This is a genomic window from Sphingobium sp., assembly GCF_048594625.1.
Taxonomy (GTDB): domain Bacteria; phylum Pseudomonadota; class Alphaproteobacteria; order Sphingomonadales; family Sphingomonadaceae; genus Sphingobium.
This window is the reverse complement of the sequence record NZ_JBMDWL010000125.1, coordinates 27,115-41,087: the sequence shown is the minus strand read 5'-3', so window position 1 is coordinate 41,087 and position 13,973 is coordinate 27,115. Positions and strand designations below refer to the sequence as shown.

Genomic DNA, 13,973 nt, shown 5'->3' with positions numbered 1-13,973 from the left:
ATTAGATATACCTATTTCCATAAAGTGTTTATTGAGATATGACTATATCATGATTCGAGCAACACCTCATTCCGAGTGGATCGCGCTGCTTCACCAGTTGCCCACGAAGCCGCCATATCTGCGGGTAAAAATCTGGCGTCGGCTTCAGGCGATCGGCGCCGTGGCGATCAAGAATGCTGTGCACGTTCTGCCCAAAGCGCCAGAACATGAAGCGACCTTTGTGGAACTGCTGAACGAGATCGTCGCAAATGGGGGAGAGGCGATCCTGATAGACCTCCGCCTTCTAGCCGGTATGACAGATGAGGATGTGCGGTCGCTGTTCGATAGCGCTCGGGATACTGATTACGACGAAATCACCCAGAGCGCCCGTCGCCTGCTGGAGACGGGGCCCGCCAGCGGAACCGAGATCGCGCGACTTCGAAAGCGGATGGGCGAGGTCACTGCGCTCGACTATTTCGGAGCACCAGGCCGACGGGACGCGGCAACGGCTCTAGCCGAGCTTGATCGCCAGCGCTACGATCATCCTGATGTCAGCCGCTCGCAACCCCTTGCCGAACAACCGCTCGACCTCAAATCCAAAGTCTGGGTGACGCGCAGCGGCGTTCACGTCGATCGGATAGCCTGCGCCTGGCTCATCCGCCGGTTCGTGGATCCCGAAGCCACCTTCAAGTTCGTGGACGCTCGCAGCTACCTGCCGGGACCGGGCGAGCTTCGCTTCGATATGGCCGAGGCGGAGTTTACCCATGAGGAGGACCGCTGTAGCTTCGAGACCATCGTGCTGCGCGCCGGTCTCACAGATGACCCTGCTCTGGTTGCCATAGGTGAGATTGTTCATGATCTCGACATCGCAGACGGCAAGTTCAGCCGTCCAGAAACGCCCGGCCTGGGCGCTATCCTTTCCGGTGTGTGCGCTTCGTCAGACGACGATATTCAGCGCATAGCTCAAGCCGGCGAAGCCCTTAACCAATTTCATGCATTCTTTAGCGCGAGGAATCCTGCACCATGACTAGTGTGGTCAGCACACCTGCTGAGTTGCCGTCGCAACGCGCCGGCGGTCATGGCATCCTGCTTGCCGAGGCGGCGGGAGTTTGGGCGCGCATCGCTGCCCTGAGTTTCGGCAGACCTGCTGGTCAGATCGCCGTCATGCATCGTATCTTGGTGGGAGAAGTAGAAATTCGGGGAGGAGCGTTTCCTCTACGCTTTCAACTACTGCCTGCTCCTCCCCCGACCCAAAGCATGCGTCAGCTCACCGGTTTTGAAGCGGCACCGTAGTTGGCAGAGCTAAGTCCCGCATTATAACGAAGCACCTACGGCGGGTGCCTGCTACTGATAAAACCGGCCGTTCAACACGCCATAAAAGAACGCAGCAAAATGTAACTGCCGAATACCGCTATCGACCCTTCTCGGATCCTCAACGGCTGAATTTCGTTCTCGCGGTGCAGGCCGTCCGGTCTTCGGGCAGGTGACGACCAAATTAGCCCGTCTGTCGGATGGGGGCATGAGCTGATCTCGAAAATCCGAGCGGAAGCTTTTTGGACAGGCGCCAAAGACGTTTGCCGAATTGGCATAATCTACGGGGCAGAATCGCCGGCACTTTCAGCGATCGGCCGGGCTACGGTCACCAGCGTCGTTAGCAGTTTGCCCGGTTCCTCGCTGGTGATGTCATGGCCTGATCGCTCGAACCAGATCAATCGTTTCGACGGCGCGCCTTCGCGAAGGCTTGCCACCGATTGTCTTCGAACGTAGCCGCAGAATAATTATTTTTTTATCAGGCACTTAGGTGGTAGAATAGCGTAGGTTTGAGAGCCATTAGAGGGCTCCGAATTATTCCCACTCGATGGTGCCGGGGGGCTTGCTGGTATAGTCGTAAACGACGCGGTTGATGCCCTTCACCTCATTGATGATGCGGGTCGCCACGCGGCTGAGGAAGGCGGCGTCGAACGGATAGATGTCCGCCGTCATGCCATCGGTGGAGGTGACGGCGCGCACCGCGCACACGCTGTCATAGGTGCGGTGATCGCCCATCACGCCCACGGTGCGGACCGGCAGCAGCACGGCGAAGGCCTGCCAGATCGCGTCGTAAAGGCCTGCGTTGCGGATTTCCTCCAGATAGATGAAGTCCGCCTTGCGCAGGATGTCGCAACGTTCCTTGGTCACTTCGCCGGGGATGCGGATGGCAAGGCCGGGGCCGGGGAAGGGGTGACGGCCGACGAAAATGTCGGGCAGGCCCAGTTCCTTGCCCAGCACACGCACTTCGTCCTTGAACAGTTCGCGCAGCGGTTCGACCAGCTTCATGTTCATGCGTTCGGGCAGGCCGCCGACATTATGGTGCGACTTGATGGTCACCGAAGGCCCGCCGGTGAAGCTGACGCTTTCGATGACGTCGGGATAGAGCGTGCCCTGCGCCAGGAAATCCGCGCCGCCGATCTTCGCGGCTTCTTCCTCGAACACGGCGACGAATTCGCCGCCGATGAACTTGCGCTTCTTTTCGGGGTCAGTGAGGCCCGCGAGACCGCCCAGGAAGCGTTCCTCCGCATTCACATGCACCAGCTTGATGCCATAATGTTCGCGGAACAGGCTGACGACCTGTTCGGCTTCGCCCAGACGCATCAGGCCATGGTCGACGAAGACGCAGGTCAGCTGGTCGCCGATCGCTTCGTGGATGAGAACGGCGGCAACGGCGGAGTCGACGCCGCCCGACAGGCCGCAGATGACCCGGCCTTCACCCACCTGTTCGCGGATTTCGGCGATCTTGGTCGCACGAAATTCCGCCATGGTCCAGTCGCCGGCGAGGCCGCAGACATGGCGCACGAAATTGGCGAGCAGCTTCGCGCCATCGGGGGTGTGGACGACTTCGGGGTGGAATTGCGTCGCGTAGAAACGCTTTTCCTCGTTCGCGGTGATGGCATAGGGCGCGCCTTCGCTGACCGCGACGACTTCGAAGCCGGGGGCGAGCTGGGTTACTTTGTCCCCATGGCTCATCCACACCTGATGTTTTTCGCCTTCGTTCCACAGGCCGTCGAACAGGGCGCAGCCCTTCTTCACCTCGATAAAGGCGCGGCCGAATTCGCCGCTTTCGCCGCCTTCGACATTGCCGCCCAGCTGCTGCATCATCGTCTGCTGGCCGTAGCAGATGCCAAGGATGGGAATGCCCGCGTCGAAAAAGGCCTGCGGCACGCGCGGGCTGTTTTCCCACATGACCGACGATGGGCCGCCCGACAGGATGATGCCCTTTGGCTTCAGCCGTTCAAAGGCTTCGGCAGCGGTATTGAAGGGGGCGATTTCGGAATAGACGCCCGCTTCACGGACGCGGCGGGCGATCAGCTGAGTCACCTGACTGCCGAAATCCACGATAAGGATGTTATCCTGAAGAGGCAGCGTCATCGAATCGCCTTTATGTCGAGCGTTGGAAGGGATTCGCGCCCGGTTAGTCGCACCTTGCCGTCCTGTCCAGTCAAGGCTTGAACTGGCGACCGGCGCGCCAGCCGATCAGGGCGGCCAGGGCAAGGATGGCGGCGGCGATCAGGAATGCGCTGCCGATATGGGGCAGAGCGGGCTTTGGCCCGACCGATACCGAATAGACCGCACCGAAAAACAGGGGCGATATGATTCCGGCGATCGCGCCCACGCTGTTGTTCGCGCCCTGCAACTGCCCCTGTTCGCTTTCGGACACATGCTGCGTCATCAGCGACTGGACCGTCGGCATGGCAAGGCCCCACAGCGCGTTGGGGAACATCGCCGCGACGAAGAAGAGGCCAGTGGGCGCCAGCCCCATGGCGGCCACGCCGATCGCGCCGAAGCACAGGCCCGTCACCATGGTCGCCCGGTCGCCCAGCCGTTTGACGACCGGGCCGACCAGCAGCCCCTGAACCCCCATGTCCAGCAGCCCGACCAGCGCCAGCAGAGCGCCGACCTGCCACGCGCCCCAGCCATAACGGTCGCCAGCGTAGAGGACGAAGATGGCCGAAAAAATATGGTGCGAGAAATAGAGCAGGAAATTGCCGACCGCCAGATTCGAGAGCTCGGGGTGAGAGCGCAGCAGGCGCAGCGCGCCGAAGGGGTTGGCCCGATGCCAGCTGAACGCCATGCGTTTGTCGGCGGCCAGCGATTCGGGCAGGACGAACAGACCGTAGAGAAAGGCGATGGTGGACAAAGCGGCTGCAACCCAGAAAGGCGCGCGATGCGAGATTTCGCCCAGCACCCCGCCGATCAGCGGCCCGGCGACGAAACCCGCACTGAACGCCGCGCCGATCAGGCCATAACCCTTGGCCCGGCCCTCTGGCGGGGTGATGTCCGCCATGTAGGCGAAGGTCGCGGTGAAGCTGGACGAGGTGATGCCCGCCAGCACCCGGCCCAGCGCCAGCCACCACAGGTTGGGCGCCAGCGCCATCAGCACATAGTCGATGGCAAGGCCCGCGACGGAAATGAGAATGACCGGCCGCCGCCCGAAGCGGTCAGACAGCGACCCGATGATGGGCGAGCAGATGAATTGCATCCCCGCCCACAGCGCCACGAACAGGCCGTTCCACATCCCCGCCGCCGCGTCGGACCCCGACAGCGTTTCGATCAGCCGCGGCAGCACCGGGATGACGATGCCCATCGACATGACGTCGAGCAGCGCCGTGATGAGGATGAAAATGATCGCGGCGTTGCGACGGGGGATGATCGGGGCGGACATGGAAGGCGGCGCTATAGCGATGCGCGCAGGATGCCAAGGGCATGGCGGGCGAAGTATAGGCCATTATCGGCTTTTGGCCTTGATGCGCCTGCGAAGCGTCCCCGAAGCGCTCGCAACGCGCCTGTGGCGCGCCACATGCGCGCCATGGGCGATCCTGTCGCCGGAAGGATTTCAGGGACGATCGGGATAGGGAACATGGCCGGAGATCCCTGTTTCATCGGAAGAATGAAACAGGGATCAGCGCCGTAGGACAGCCCGATCAGCGCGTGGCCATGTCCCGGCTGATATAGACCTGAGCAACGCGCCCGTTCTGCATCGCGCAGGTGAAGCGGCGCGACACGCCGTCATTGGCGCGATAGCTGCTGCGGGTTTCAACATAGCCGTCGATATTATAGCCGTTCGCCGTGGCGATGGGCGTTTCCATATGGCGGACTTCGGCATAGCCGCCTTGGCTGCCCTGCGCTTCGTCGCGCGCCGCCACGGCGCAGGCGTCGCTCATGGGGTCATCCTGTGCAGCGATGTCGGAAAAATCCGCGTCGTCGCGGACCGGCACACCGTCGCGGACATCCGTCCCATAATCGGTGCCATCGCTGGGCGGCGGTGAGTCATATTCGCCGCCGGTGTTCGGATCGCGGACTTTTCGATCCTTTGACATGGAGGATGCGACGATCGCCACCGCGCCGACCAGCGCCGCAACGCCGACAGCATCGCCAAAGCCGAAACCATTGCCGCGGCGATGATGCCCGTTCCAGCCGCCGCGATCCCAGCCACGATCATAACCGTAACGGGGGCGGGCTTCCGCCGCGCTGATGCTGCCCAGCAGCAGCCCCGCGCTTACCAGCGCTCCGGTCATCCAGCGTGTCTTCGTCCCTATCATCATACCATCTCCTGCGATGAGAGGAGCCTTAGCAGCGTTCGGCTGCATGGCGGCTGAACGAATGTCATTCGGGTTTCGGCCGGATCTTCAGCCCGGTGAACCATGCAGCGAAGCTGTAGCTGTCGGCATATTCCCCGATCAGCTTGTCCACCGGTTTGCCGGAGCCATGGCCAGCGCGGCTTTCCACGCGCAACAGGTGCGGTTTCGCGCCCAGATCCGCGGCCTGAAGCGCGGCGGCATATTTGAAACTGTGCGCGGGCACCACCCGGTCGTCGGTGTCGGCGGTGCTGACGAGGATCGCCGGATAATCTTTTCCGTCCAATATGTTGTGATAGGGGGAATAGCCGTAGAGCAGCGGGAAATCCTCTGCCTTGCCGGGCGATCCATAATCGTCGACCCAATAGCGTCCGGCGGTAAAACGGTCGAAACGCAGCATGTCCATCACGCCCACGGCGGGCAGGGCGGCGGAGAACAGATCAGGCCGCTGATTGACCACCGCGCCGACCAGCAGACCGCCGTTCGACCGGCCTTCGATCGCCAGCCCGTCGGGCGGGGTGAAGCCATTGGCCTTCAGATATTCGGCGGCCGCGATGAAATCGTCGAACACATTTTGCTTGTTCGCGCCGCGCCCGGCATCATGCCACGCCTTCCCATATTCCCCGCCGCCGCGCAGATTGGCGATGGCGTAGACGCCGCCCTGTTCCAGCCAGGCCATGCGCGTCGCCGAATAGCCCGGCGTCAGCGAAATATTGAAGCCGCCATAGCCGTACAGGATGGTGGGGGCCGCCTGCGCGCCGTCGGCCAGCGCCTTGCGCCGGATCACCGTCATCGGGATCGGCGTACCGTCCTTCGAGGGATAGAGCCGTTGTTCCACGCCGAAATCGTCGGGATTGAAGGGCAGGTCGGGCCGGGCGAACAATTCGCTTTTCAGGGTGGCGGTGTCGAAACGATAGATGCTGGTGGGCGTCACGAAGCCGGAGAAGCTGAAAAAGGTTTCCGGGTCGCCCGATCGCCCGCCAAAGCCCGCCGCCGTGCCCATGCCGGGCAAGGGCACGTCGCCCACCTTGCGCCCGTCCAGCTCGACCAGTTCGGCCATGGTCTGCGCGTCGGCCATATAGGCCAGGATCATGCGGTTGCCGATCAGCGACCCGCCTGCCAGCGTTTCGGCGCGTTCGCGCACGACTTCCTTGGGCGCGCGGCGTGGGCGAGCCGCGTCCAGCGTCACGATCCGCATATGCGGCGCGCGATTGTCGGTCAGGAAATAGAGCGCCCGGTCACGGCTGCCGATCAGGCGCCAGTCATTGACCGGCCCCCTGACCAGCAGGCGCGGTTTGATCGGCGCGCCGGTCAGTTCGGCGACATGCATTTCCTTGCGCGGATCGATCCCCTGAAAGGAGCTGATGACCAGCCAGCGCCCGTCCGCCGTCACCTGCGCCTGATGGCTCAGTTTCGGGCGGTCGGGCGTGTCGTAGATCAGCTGATCCTGCGCCTGATCCGTGCCGATCCGGTGATAATAAAGCTGCTGCCCTTCGCTGGCGGACTGATAGGCATCGCCCGCCTGCGGCGTCGGGAAACGGGAATAGAAAAAGCCTTCGCTGCGCCCGTCCCAGGCGATCTGCGAAAACTTCACCCATTCGACCGCGTCGTCCAGCGTCTTTCCGCTGTCCACATCCAGCAATCTGAGCGTCCGCCAGTCGCTGCCCGCATCCTGCACGGCATAGGCCAGCGTGCGCCCGTCGGGGGAGGGGAGCCATTCCGCCAGCGCGCTCGCGCCATCTTGCGCCCAGCGATTGGGGTCGAGCAACAGCCGCTGTTTGCCGCTCAGCCCTTCACGGACATAGAGCGGGGTTTGATTTTCCAGCCCCTTGTTATAGCCGTAGAAATAGCGTCCGCCCGCCTTGCGCGGCACGGTGTAGCGGCCATGGGACAGCAAGGCGGTGATGCGGTTTTTGAGCGCATCGCGTCCCGGCAGGCCGTCGATATAATGGCGGGTCAGGGCATTTTCGCGGTCGACCCAGTCCCGCACCGCGGGATCGGCGCGCAGATCATTTTCCAGCCAGCGATAGGGATCGGCGACCTTCACACCGAAATGATCTTCGACCAGATCGAGCCGCCGCGCGGCCGGATAGCGGAGCGCCGGGTCGCCCGCGTCGATGACGGCGCCGTCCGGCCCGGCATGGGCAGGCACGCTCATCAGCGGCTGTGGCGCCAGCAACAGCAGCGCCAATATCCGGGCAGCGATGCGCATCCTCGTCCGTTTCGACTCTTGTTTCATACGACAACAGGCCGTGGCTCCCTAAAGAGCCACGGCCTGTTGGTAAAGCGACGGTCCCGACAATCAGGACCGATTCGATCAGGCTTCTTCCAGCTCGTCTTCGGCGCTGAACACCGGACCGCTGTCCTGGCCCTTCGCATCGACGTCGCGGTCGACCAGTTCGATGATCGCGATCGGCGCAGCGTCCGAAGCGCGGAAACCGGCCTTGATCACGCGGGTGTAGCCACCGTTGCGATCCTTGTAACGCTCGGCCAGAACGTCGAACAGCTTGGCCAACTGCGCATCGTCCTTCAGGCGGGCGTCGGCCAGACGACGGTTGGACAGGCCACCCTTCTTCGCCAGCGTGATCAGCTTTTCGACGTAGGGACGCAGTTCCTTCGCCTTGGCGGTGCCGGTCAGGATCTGCTCATGCTTGATGAGCGAGGCAGCCAGGTTGCGGAGCAGGGCGGTACGGTGACCGGTGCTGCGCTGAAGCTTACGATGACCAACTTTATGACGCATATCTCATTCCTTCGTTCGTTAAGGGACCGTGTGAGGTATCCCAGACCAGGCGGTTTTGATGGGGACCGCCCTATGCCCCTGTAACCACATCCGTTCGCTTCGAGCCTGTCGGGAAGCGTTCTGCTTGCGCTTCTCGTTTCTCGACTTCGCTCGAAACGAACGGAGGTTGGCGGTTAGCCCAGAAGTTCCTGTTCGAGCTTCTTGGCCATTTCCTCGATATTTTCCGGCGGCCAGCCGGGGATGTCCATGCCCAGACGCAGGCCCATGGACGACAGCACTTCCTTGATTTCGTTCAGCGACTTGCGGCCGAAATTGGGGGTGCGCAGCATCTCGGCTTCGGTCTTCTGGACCAGATCGCCGATATAGATGATGTTGTCGTTCTTGAGGCAGTTGGCCGAGCGGACCGACAGTTCCAGTTCGTCCACCTTCTTGAGCAGATAGCGGTTGATCTGGTTGGCGTCGCTTTCGCCTTCCGAAGCGGTCGCGGCGGCGGCACCGGCTGCCGGAGCAGCGGCGGGCAGCGCGTCTTCGAAGTGGACGAACAGCTGAAGCTGGTCCTGAAGGATGCGGGCGGCATAGGCCACGGCATCTTCCGGGGTAACGGTGCCGTCGGTTTCGACGGTCAGCGACAGCTTGTCATAGTCCAGTTCCTGGCCGACGCGGGTGTTGTCCACCTTGTACGCGACCTGACGGACGGGCGAATAGAGCGCGTCGATCGGAATGAGACCGATCGGGGCGTCCGCCGGGCGGTTCGCGACGGCGGGAACATAGCCCTTGCCGACGTCTGCCGTCAGTTCCATGTTCAGGGTCGCGCCCTGATCGAGGTGGCAGATGACCAGATCGGGGTTCATCACTTCGATGTCGCCCACGACGCTGATGTCGCCAGCCTTCACCACGGCCGGACCGGTGGCGGACAACTGGAGACGCTTGGCGCCTTCGCCTTCCATCTTCAGCGCGACCTGCTTGATGTTCAGGACGATGTCGGTGACATCTTCCCGCACGCCGGCCAGCGACGAGAATTCATGCAGGACGTTCTCGATCTTGATCGAGGTGACCGCCGCGCCCTGAAGCGAGGACAGAAGAACCCGGCGCAACGCGTTGCCGAGCGTCAGGCCGAAACCACGCTCTAGCGGCTCGGCGACGAAGGTCGCCTTGCGCTTGCCATCGCTGGTCGGCTTGATTTCCAGCGTGTTGGGCTTCTTCAATTCCTGCCAGTTCTTCATGTTGACAGTCATGTATTTCCCCTGGGGATGGGCCGAAACGCTTTAAAATCCTGACCCGACAGGACGCTTCGGCGATGCAAACGGGAAAACGGGCGGCGCGTCCGCCGCCCGCCAGTCATGCGGCGTCGTGATCAGACGCGGCGACGCTTGGACGGACGCACGCCATTGTGCGGGATCGGCGTCACGTCGCGGATCGAGGTGATGTGGAAACCAACGGCCTGAAGGGCACGCAGAGCCGATTCACGGCCCGAACCCGGGCCCTTGACTTCGACTTCCAGGGTGCGGACGCCATGTTCCGCAGCCTTGCGGCCGGCGTCTTCGGCGCACACCTGAGCGGCGTACGGGGTCGACTTGCGGCTGCCCTTGAAGCCCATCATGCCGGCCGAGGACCAGGAAATCGCATTGCCCTGGGCGTCGGTGATGGTCACCATGGTGTTGTTGAAGCTGGCGTTGACGTGCGCGACGCCGGCCGAGATGTTCTTGCGTTCGCGGCGCTTAATGCGCTGGGGTTCGCGTGCCATGTTGCTGTAATCCTACAAAAATCGTTCAAAAGCAGAAGTCGCCGGAGGGCCTGTCCGATGGACCAGCCCTCAACGATTACTTCTTCTTGCCGGCGATCGGCTTCGCCTTGCCCTTGCGGGTGCGCGCGTTGGTGTGCGTGCGCTGGCCGCGGACCGGCAGGCCCTTACGGTGACGCAGGCCGCGATAGCAGGCCAGATCCATCAGACGCTTGATGTTCATCGCGGTTTCGCGACGCAGATCGCCTTCGACGGTCAGGTCGGCGTCGATGGCTTCGCGGATCTGCAGGACTTCGGCGTCCGACAGGTCCTGAACGCGGCGGCTGTGGTCGATGCCCAGCTTGTCGGCCAGGTCGACGGCGGTCTTGCGACCGATGCCGTGGATGTAGGTCAGCGCGATGATCACGCGCTTGTTGGTCGGGATGTTGACACCCGCAATACGTGCCATGGTATTAGTTACTCCTGCTCCACAGGATGGCTTTCGCCGTCCTATCTCAAAGCGTCCGAGCCGATTTTCCCTGGCGAGGAAAAAGGGCCAATTACATAATCCCTTAGACGCAAAAAAGACGGCCAGTGCCAAAAGCACCGCCGCTCGCCGCATGTAGGGGAAAGGGGCCTGTAGCGATTCGCCCGAAAATAGTCAATTCCCGTGCGTCCATGCGTGGGATGTGCCGACCAAAGCCCGCACGGCCGATCTCGCGCGATCGGCGCTTTGCCCTTTTCGGGTTGAGTGCCCGTTCGCGCTCCGGCATGGAGGGGGGCATGCGTGCCATTCCATCCTTCGCCGTCTTCCTGCCTTCGCTGGCGCTGCTTGCGTCCTGCGTCGCCCCGCCGCAACAGCGGCCGGTGGCGGCAGCCCCGCGCCCCGCGCCCGTCCCCGCGCGGCCTGCACCCACCCCGACGCCGATCCCTACGGCGCAGCCCGCGCCGGTTGCGACGGAATGGCAGTATCGCGCCGCGACGCCGGGCACATGGACCTATCGCGCGGAAGCGGCAGGGACCGTCGCTGTCTTTGGCGTCGGCCCGGCCAGCCCATTGCTGACGCTGCGTTGCGATCGCGCTGGCCGCCGGGTCAGCCTGACGCGAGCGGGCGTGGCGCAAAATGCCATCGTCGTGCGGACCAGCTATGGCGCGTCCAGCTGGCCAGCGACCCCATCCGCCGGTGCCGTTCAGACTGTCGCCGTCCGCGCGGCGTCGGACACGGTGCTGGACCAGATCGCCTACAGCCGCGGCAAATTCGCCGTGGAGGTCGCCGGGCAGGACGCGCTGATCGTGCCCGCATGGGCGGAGGTGGCGCGTGTGATAGAGGATTGCCGGGGCTGAAGCGGCGCGTTTGCGTTCCGGGCCTCAGGGTGGACGCGAAAGTATGATTCGAAAAAAGAAAAATACAAGTCTTGATCCTTCCCTCCGTCTGATTCACAGTCCGTCTCGTGGCCGATCAGAGGTTACATCGAAGTCGGTCACGCGGGCTTCAACATAGCGAAAGGAGGTGATCCGATGTCTCATGGTTCAGCAATGGGGTCGGTTCAGTCCATTCGGGAAACGCGCCGCTGAGCGACGCCTTTAGCGTCGATCCATCACTCGCCAGATTTTAAGCGCCGACACACGGGCCGTGTCTGCGGGTGATCGATAGCGCGACCAACCGTTTTCCTTCTGGCGGTGCTTCCGGCCGCTGACCATGTCAATGATGGGCCGTCGGGGCGCAAGCGTCCGGCGGCCCCTCTCATGCGTGAGAACAATGCGTGATGTCAGCCCTTTTGATTGCCGCTATGGCCTTGGCATCGCCGGACGCGAAGGCGGATGACGCGATGGGCGCTGCTTCCAATTGTTACGATGTGAAACTGATCGCGCGGCCCATCGAACAAATTCCCAGCGAAATTCCGGATTGTGGCAGCGACTGCATCATCATGTCGTGGCCCTGGTTCGTCGATTTGAAAGTTACGCGCGTGCTGGATGGGCAGGTGGCCGACAAGACCATAGGAATTCTCACCGTACAGCACACATATATGGTCCGGAAAGATGGGGTCTGGCTCCTGCGGATGAGCAGTACGGGCGGATATAATGCGCTTCGTTATACAGAAGAGCATGGGATTGAGCGCTGCCCGGCCGGTACGCCGCCTACACGCCCCTATATCGGAACAGGCGACCCGCACGCGCTCAATGCTTTGCGAGAGGCTGGAAAGGCGCGTTATGGCACGCACGCCCGGTGATGTGGGCACAATGAAATAGCCATCATAAAATGGCGGGCCTGCATGTGCGCCTGCAGGCCCGCCGGACATGATGCGGGATCGATGCGGCGGGGGCGCCGTCGCTCCGACTCCTTCGGTTTGCGCGATTTTCGATCCGCCGGATGTGCGTCCGGCGCGAAACCGCTCCTACCCCCGCATCGTGCCTGTCTCGATATAGCGCTGGTGCCAGGCGAGCGCTTCACCGGGCAGCATCGGTGATTGCAGGCCGAAGCTGCCCTTTTGCGCGCGCGCAAAATAGTCCGCCAGCATCGGGCGGAAATCGGGATGGGCGCAGTTGGCGATGATGACCTCTGCCCGCTGGCGCGGGGCGAGGCCGCGCAGGTCGGCCAGACCCTGCTCGGTCACGATCACCTGCACGTCCTGATTGATATGGTCGACATGGCTGCAATGCGGCACGATCGCCGAAATCGCGCCGCCCTTGGCGGTCGAGGGCGTCATGAAGATCGACAGATAGGCGTTGCGCGCAAAGTCGCCAGATCCGCCGATGCCGTTCTGAATGCGCGATCCCATCAGGTGCGTGCTGTTCACATTGCCATAGATGTCGGCTTCGATCAGGCCGTTCATTGCGATGCAGCCAAGGCGCCGGACGATTTCGGGATGGTTGCTGATTTCCTGCGGGCGCAGGATCATCTTGTCGCGATACCGCCCCATGTCCGCGTTGACGCGCGCCGCCGCATCGGGCGACAGGGAAAAGGCGGTGGCGCTCGCCATGCGCATCTTGCCCGAATCCAGCAGGTCCAGCATGCCGTCCTGAATAACTTCGGTATAGGCGACCATATTGTCGAACGGCGAATCGATCAGACCGGTCAGCACCGCATTGGCGATGTTGCCCACGCCTGATTGTAGCGGCAGCAACGACGCGGGCAGGCGGCCGCGGCGCACTTCATGGCTCAGAAATTCGAGCAGATGGCCCGCAATGGCGTGGGCGGTCGCATCGGGCGGCGTGAAGGGGGCGTTGCGGTCCGGCGCATCGGTTTCGACCACGGCGATGACTTTGGCAGGATCGCAGCGGAACGTGGGTTGCCCGATGCGCTGGTCGGCCAGCACCAGCGGGATGGACAGGCGGTGGGGCGGCAGGGCGGTGCCGTAATAGATGTCGTGCATCCCCTCCAGCGCGGGGTTCTGCCAGCGATTGACCTCCAAGATGATCTTCTTGGCGCGGTCGATCCAGGTCTTGTTGTTGCCAACCGATGCCGACGGGATCAGATCGCCGTCGGCGGTAATGCCGGTAACTTCCACGACGGCGACGTCCAGATCGCCCAGAAAGCCCTGCCACGCCATGGGCGCCACCTGGCTGAGATGCATGTCGAAATAATGCATCTCGCCCTTGTTGATGCGTTCGCGGGCGATGGGATCGCTATTATAGGGCAGGCGAAATTCGATGCCGTCGGCCTTGGCCAGCGCGCCGTCCAGTTCGGGACCAGTCGATGCGCCGGTCCAGATCTTGACGCGAAACGGGTCGCCCGCGGCATGCGCGTCGGTGATGCGTTCGGCCAGTGCCAGCGGCACGGCCTTGGGATAGCCGGAGCCGGTAAAGCCGCTCATCCCCACGGTCATGCCATCTTTGATCAGCGCGGCTGCCTCCTCGGCAGACCGGCTTTTGGCGGCCAGTCCTCCATGGGCGATACGGTTGGCGCTCATCCTCTCATCCT

Annotated in this window: 12 protein-coding genes and 1 pseudogene; 4 read left to right on the top strand and 9 right to left on the bottom strand. The window is 62.7% G+C overall.

Annotated elements, in window-relative coordinates:
- The first annotated feature begins 49 nt into the window (after positions 1–49).
- Both ACOJSJ_RS16240 and ACOJSJ_RS16235 read left to right on the top strand, forming a co-directional pair.
- Positions 50–1,006, top strand: coding sequence for a chromate resistance protein ChrB domain-containing protein (locus ACOJSJ_RS16240; RefSeq protein WP_420145997.1), 957 nt, complete (start codon positions 50–52; stop codon positions 1,004–1,006).
- Positions 1,003–1,237, top strand: a pseudogene (locus ACOJSJ_RS16235) (chromate transporter); the annotation flags it as partial. The gene ACOJSJ_RS16240 and the pseudogene ACOJSJ_RS16235, both read left to right, overlap by 4 nt.
- Before the next feature lie 587 nt (positions 1,238–1,824).
- Here the strand turns inward: ACOJSJ_RS16235 and guaA are convergent.
- From guaA to rpsM, 8 genes are all read right to left on the bottom strand, one after another.
- Entirely contained in the window at positions 1,825–3,384 is a 1,560-nt protein-coding gene (guaA, locus tag ACOJSJ_RS16230; RefSeq protein ID WP_420145996.1) for a glutamine-hydrolyzing GMP synthase, read from the bottom strand.
- 70 nt (positions 3,385–3,454) lie between these two features.
- On the bottom strand, positions 3,455–4,678 hold the full coding sequence (locus ACOJSJ_RS16225) for a TCR/Tet family MFS transporter (protein WP_420145995.1): 1,224 nt from the start codon (positions 4,676–4,678) through the stop codon (positions 3,455–3,457).
- 259 nt (positions 4,679–4,937) lie between these two features.
- On the bottom strand, positions 4,938–5,531 hold the full coding sequence (locus ACOJSJ_RS16220; RefSeq protein ID WP_420145994.1) for a hypothetical protein: 594 nt from the start codon (positions 5,529–5,531) through the stop codon (positions 4,938–4,940).
- 88 nt (positions 5,532–5,619) lie between these two features.
- Positions 5,620–7,749 (bottom strand): prolyl oligopeptidase family serine peptidase, encoded by a 2,130-nt coding sequence (locus tag ACOJSJ_RS16215; RefSeq protein WP_420146017.1) that lies wholly within the window; start codon positions 7,747–7,749, stop codon positions 5,620–5,622.
- A 159-nt stretch (positions 7,750–7,908) separates the two neighbouring features.
- The gene (rplQ, locus tag ACOJSJ_RS16210; protein WP_420145993.1) at positions 7,909–8,331 is read right to left on the bottom strand and encodes a 50S ribosomal protein L17; all 423 of its coding nucleotides are present in this window, start codon (positions 8,329–8,331) and stop codon (positions 7,909–7,911) included.
- 173 nt (positions 8,332–8,504) lie between these two features.
- The gene (locus ACOJSJ_RS16205) at positions 8,505–9,566 is read right to left on the bottom strand and encodes a DNA-directed RNA polymerase subunit alpha (RefSeq protein WP_420145992.1); all 1,062 of its coding nucleotides are present in this window, start codon (positions 9,564–9,566) and stop codon (positions 8,505–8,507) included.
- 119 nt (positions 9,567–9,685) lie between these two features.
- On the bottom strand, positions 9,686–10,075 hold the full coding sequence (gene rpsK / locus ACOJSJ_RS16200; protein WP_004208752.1) for a 30S ribosomal protein S11: 390 nt from the start codon (positions 10,073–10,075) through the stop codon (positions 9,686–9,688).
- 76 nt (positions 10,076–10,151) lie between these two features.
- Positions 10,152–10,520, bottom strand: coding sequence for a 30S ribosomal protein S13 (gene rpsM, locus ACOJSJ_RS16195; RefSeq protein ID WP_007707977.1), 369 nt, complete (start codon positions 10,518–10,520; stop codon positions 10,152–10,154).
- A 314-nt stretch (positions 10,521–10,834) separates the two neighbouring features.
- On the opposite strand from rpsM, the gene ACOJSJ_RS16190 reads away from it, so the two are divergent.
- Positions 10,835–11,395, top strand: a complete 561-nt coding sequence (locus ACOJSJ_RS16190; RefSeq protein ID WP_420145991.1) for a hypothetical protein — start codon at positions 10,835–10,837, stop codon at positions 11,393–11,395.
- A 422-nt stretch (positions 11,396–11,817) separates the two neighbouring features.
- The gene (locus ACOJSJ_RS16185) at positions 11,818–12,282 is read left to right on the top strand and encodes a hypothetical protein (RefSeq protein ID WP_420145990.1); all 465 of its coding nucleotides are present in this window, start codon (positions 11,818–11,820) and stop codon (positions 12,280–12,282) included.
- A gap of 165 nt (positions 12,283–12,447) precedes the next feature.
- Here ACOJSJ_RS16185 and ACOJSJ_RS16180 read toward each other — a convergent pair whose 3' ends face one another.
- Positions 12,448–13,962: an acetyl-CoA hydrolase/transferase family protein gene (locus ACOJSJ_RS16180; RefSeq protein ID WP_420145989.1), complete on the bottom strand. Its 1,515-nt coding sequence runs from the start codon at positions 13,960–13,962 to the stop codon at positions 12,448–12,450.
- Positions 13,963–13,973: the final 11 nt, after the last annotated feature.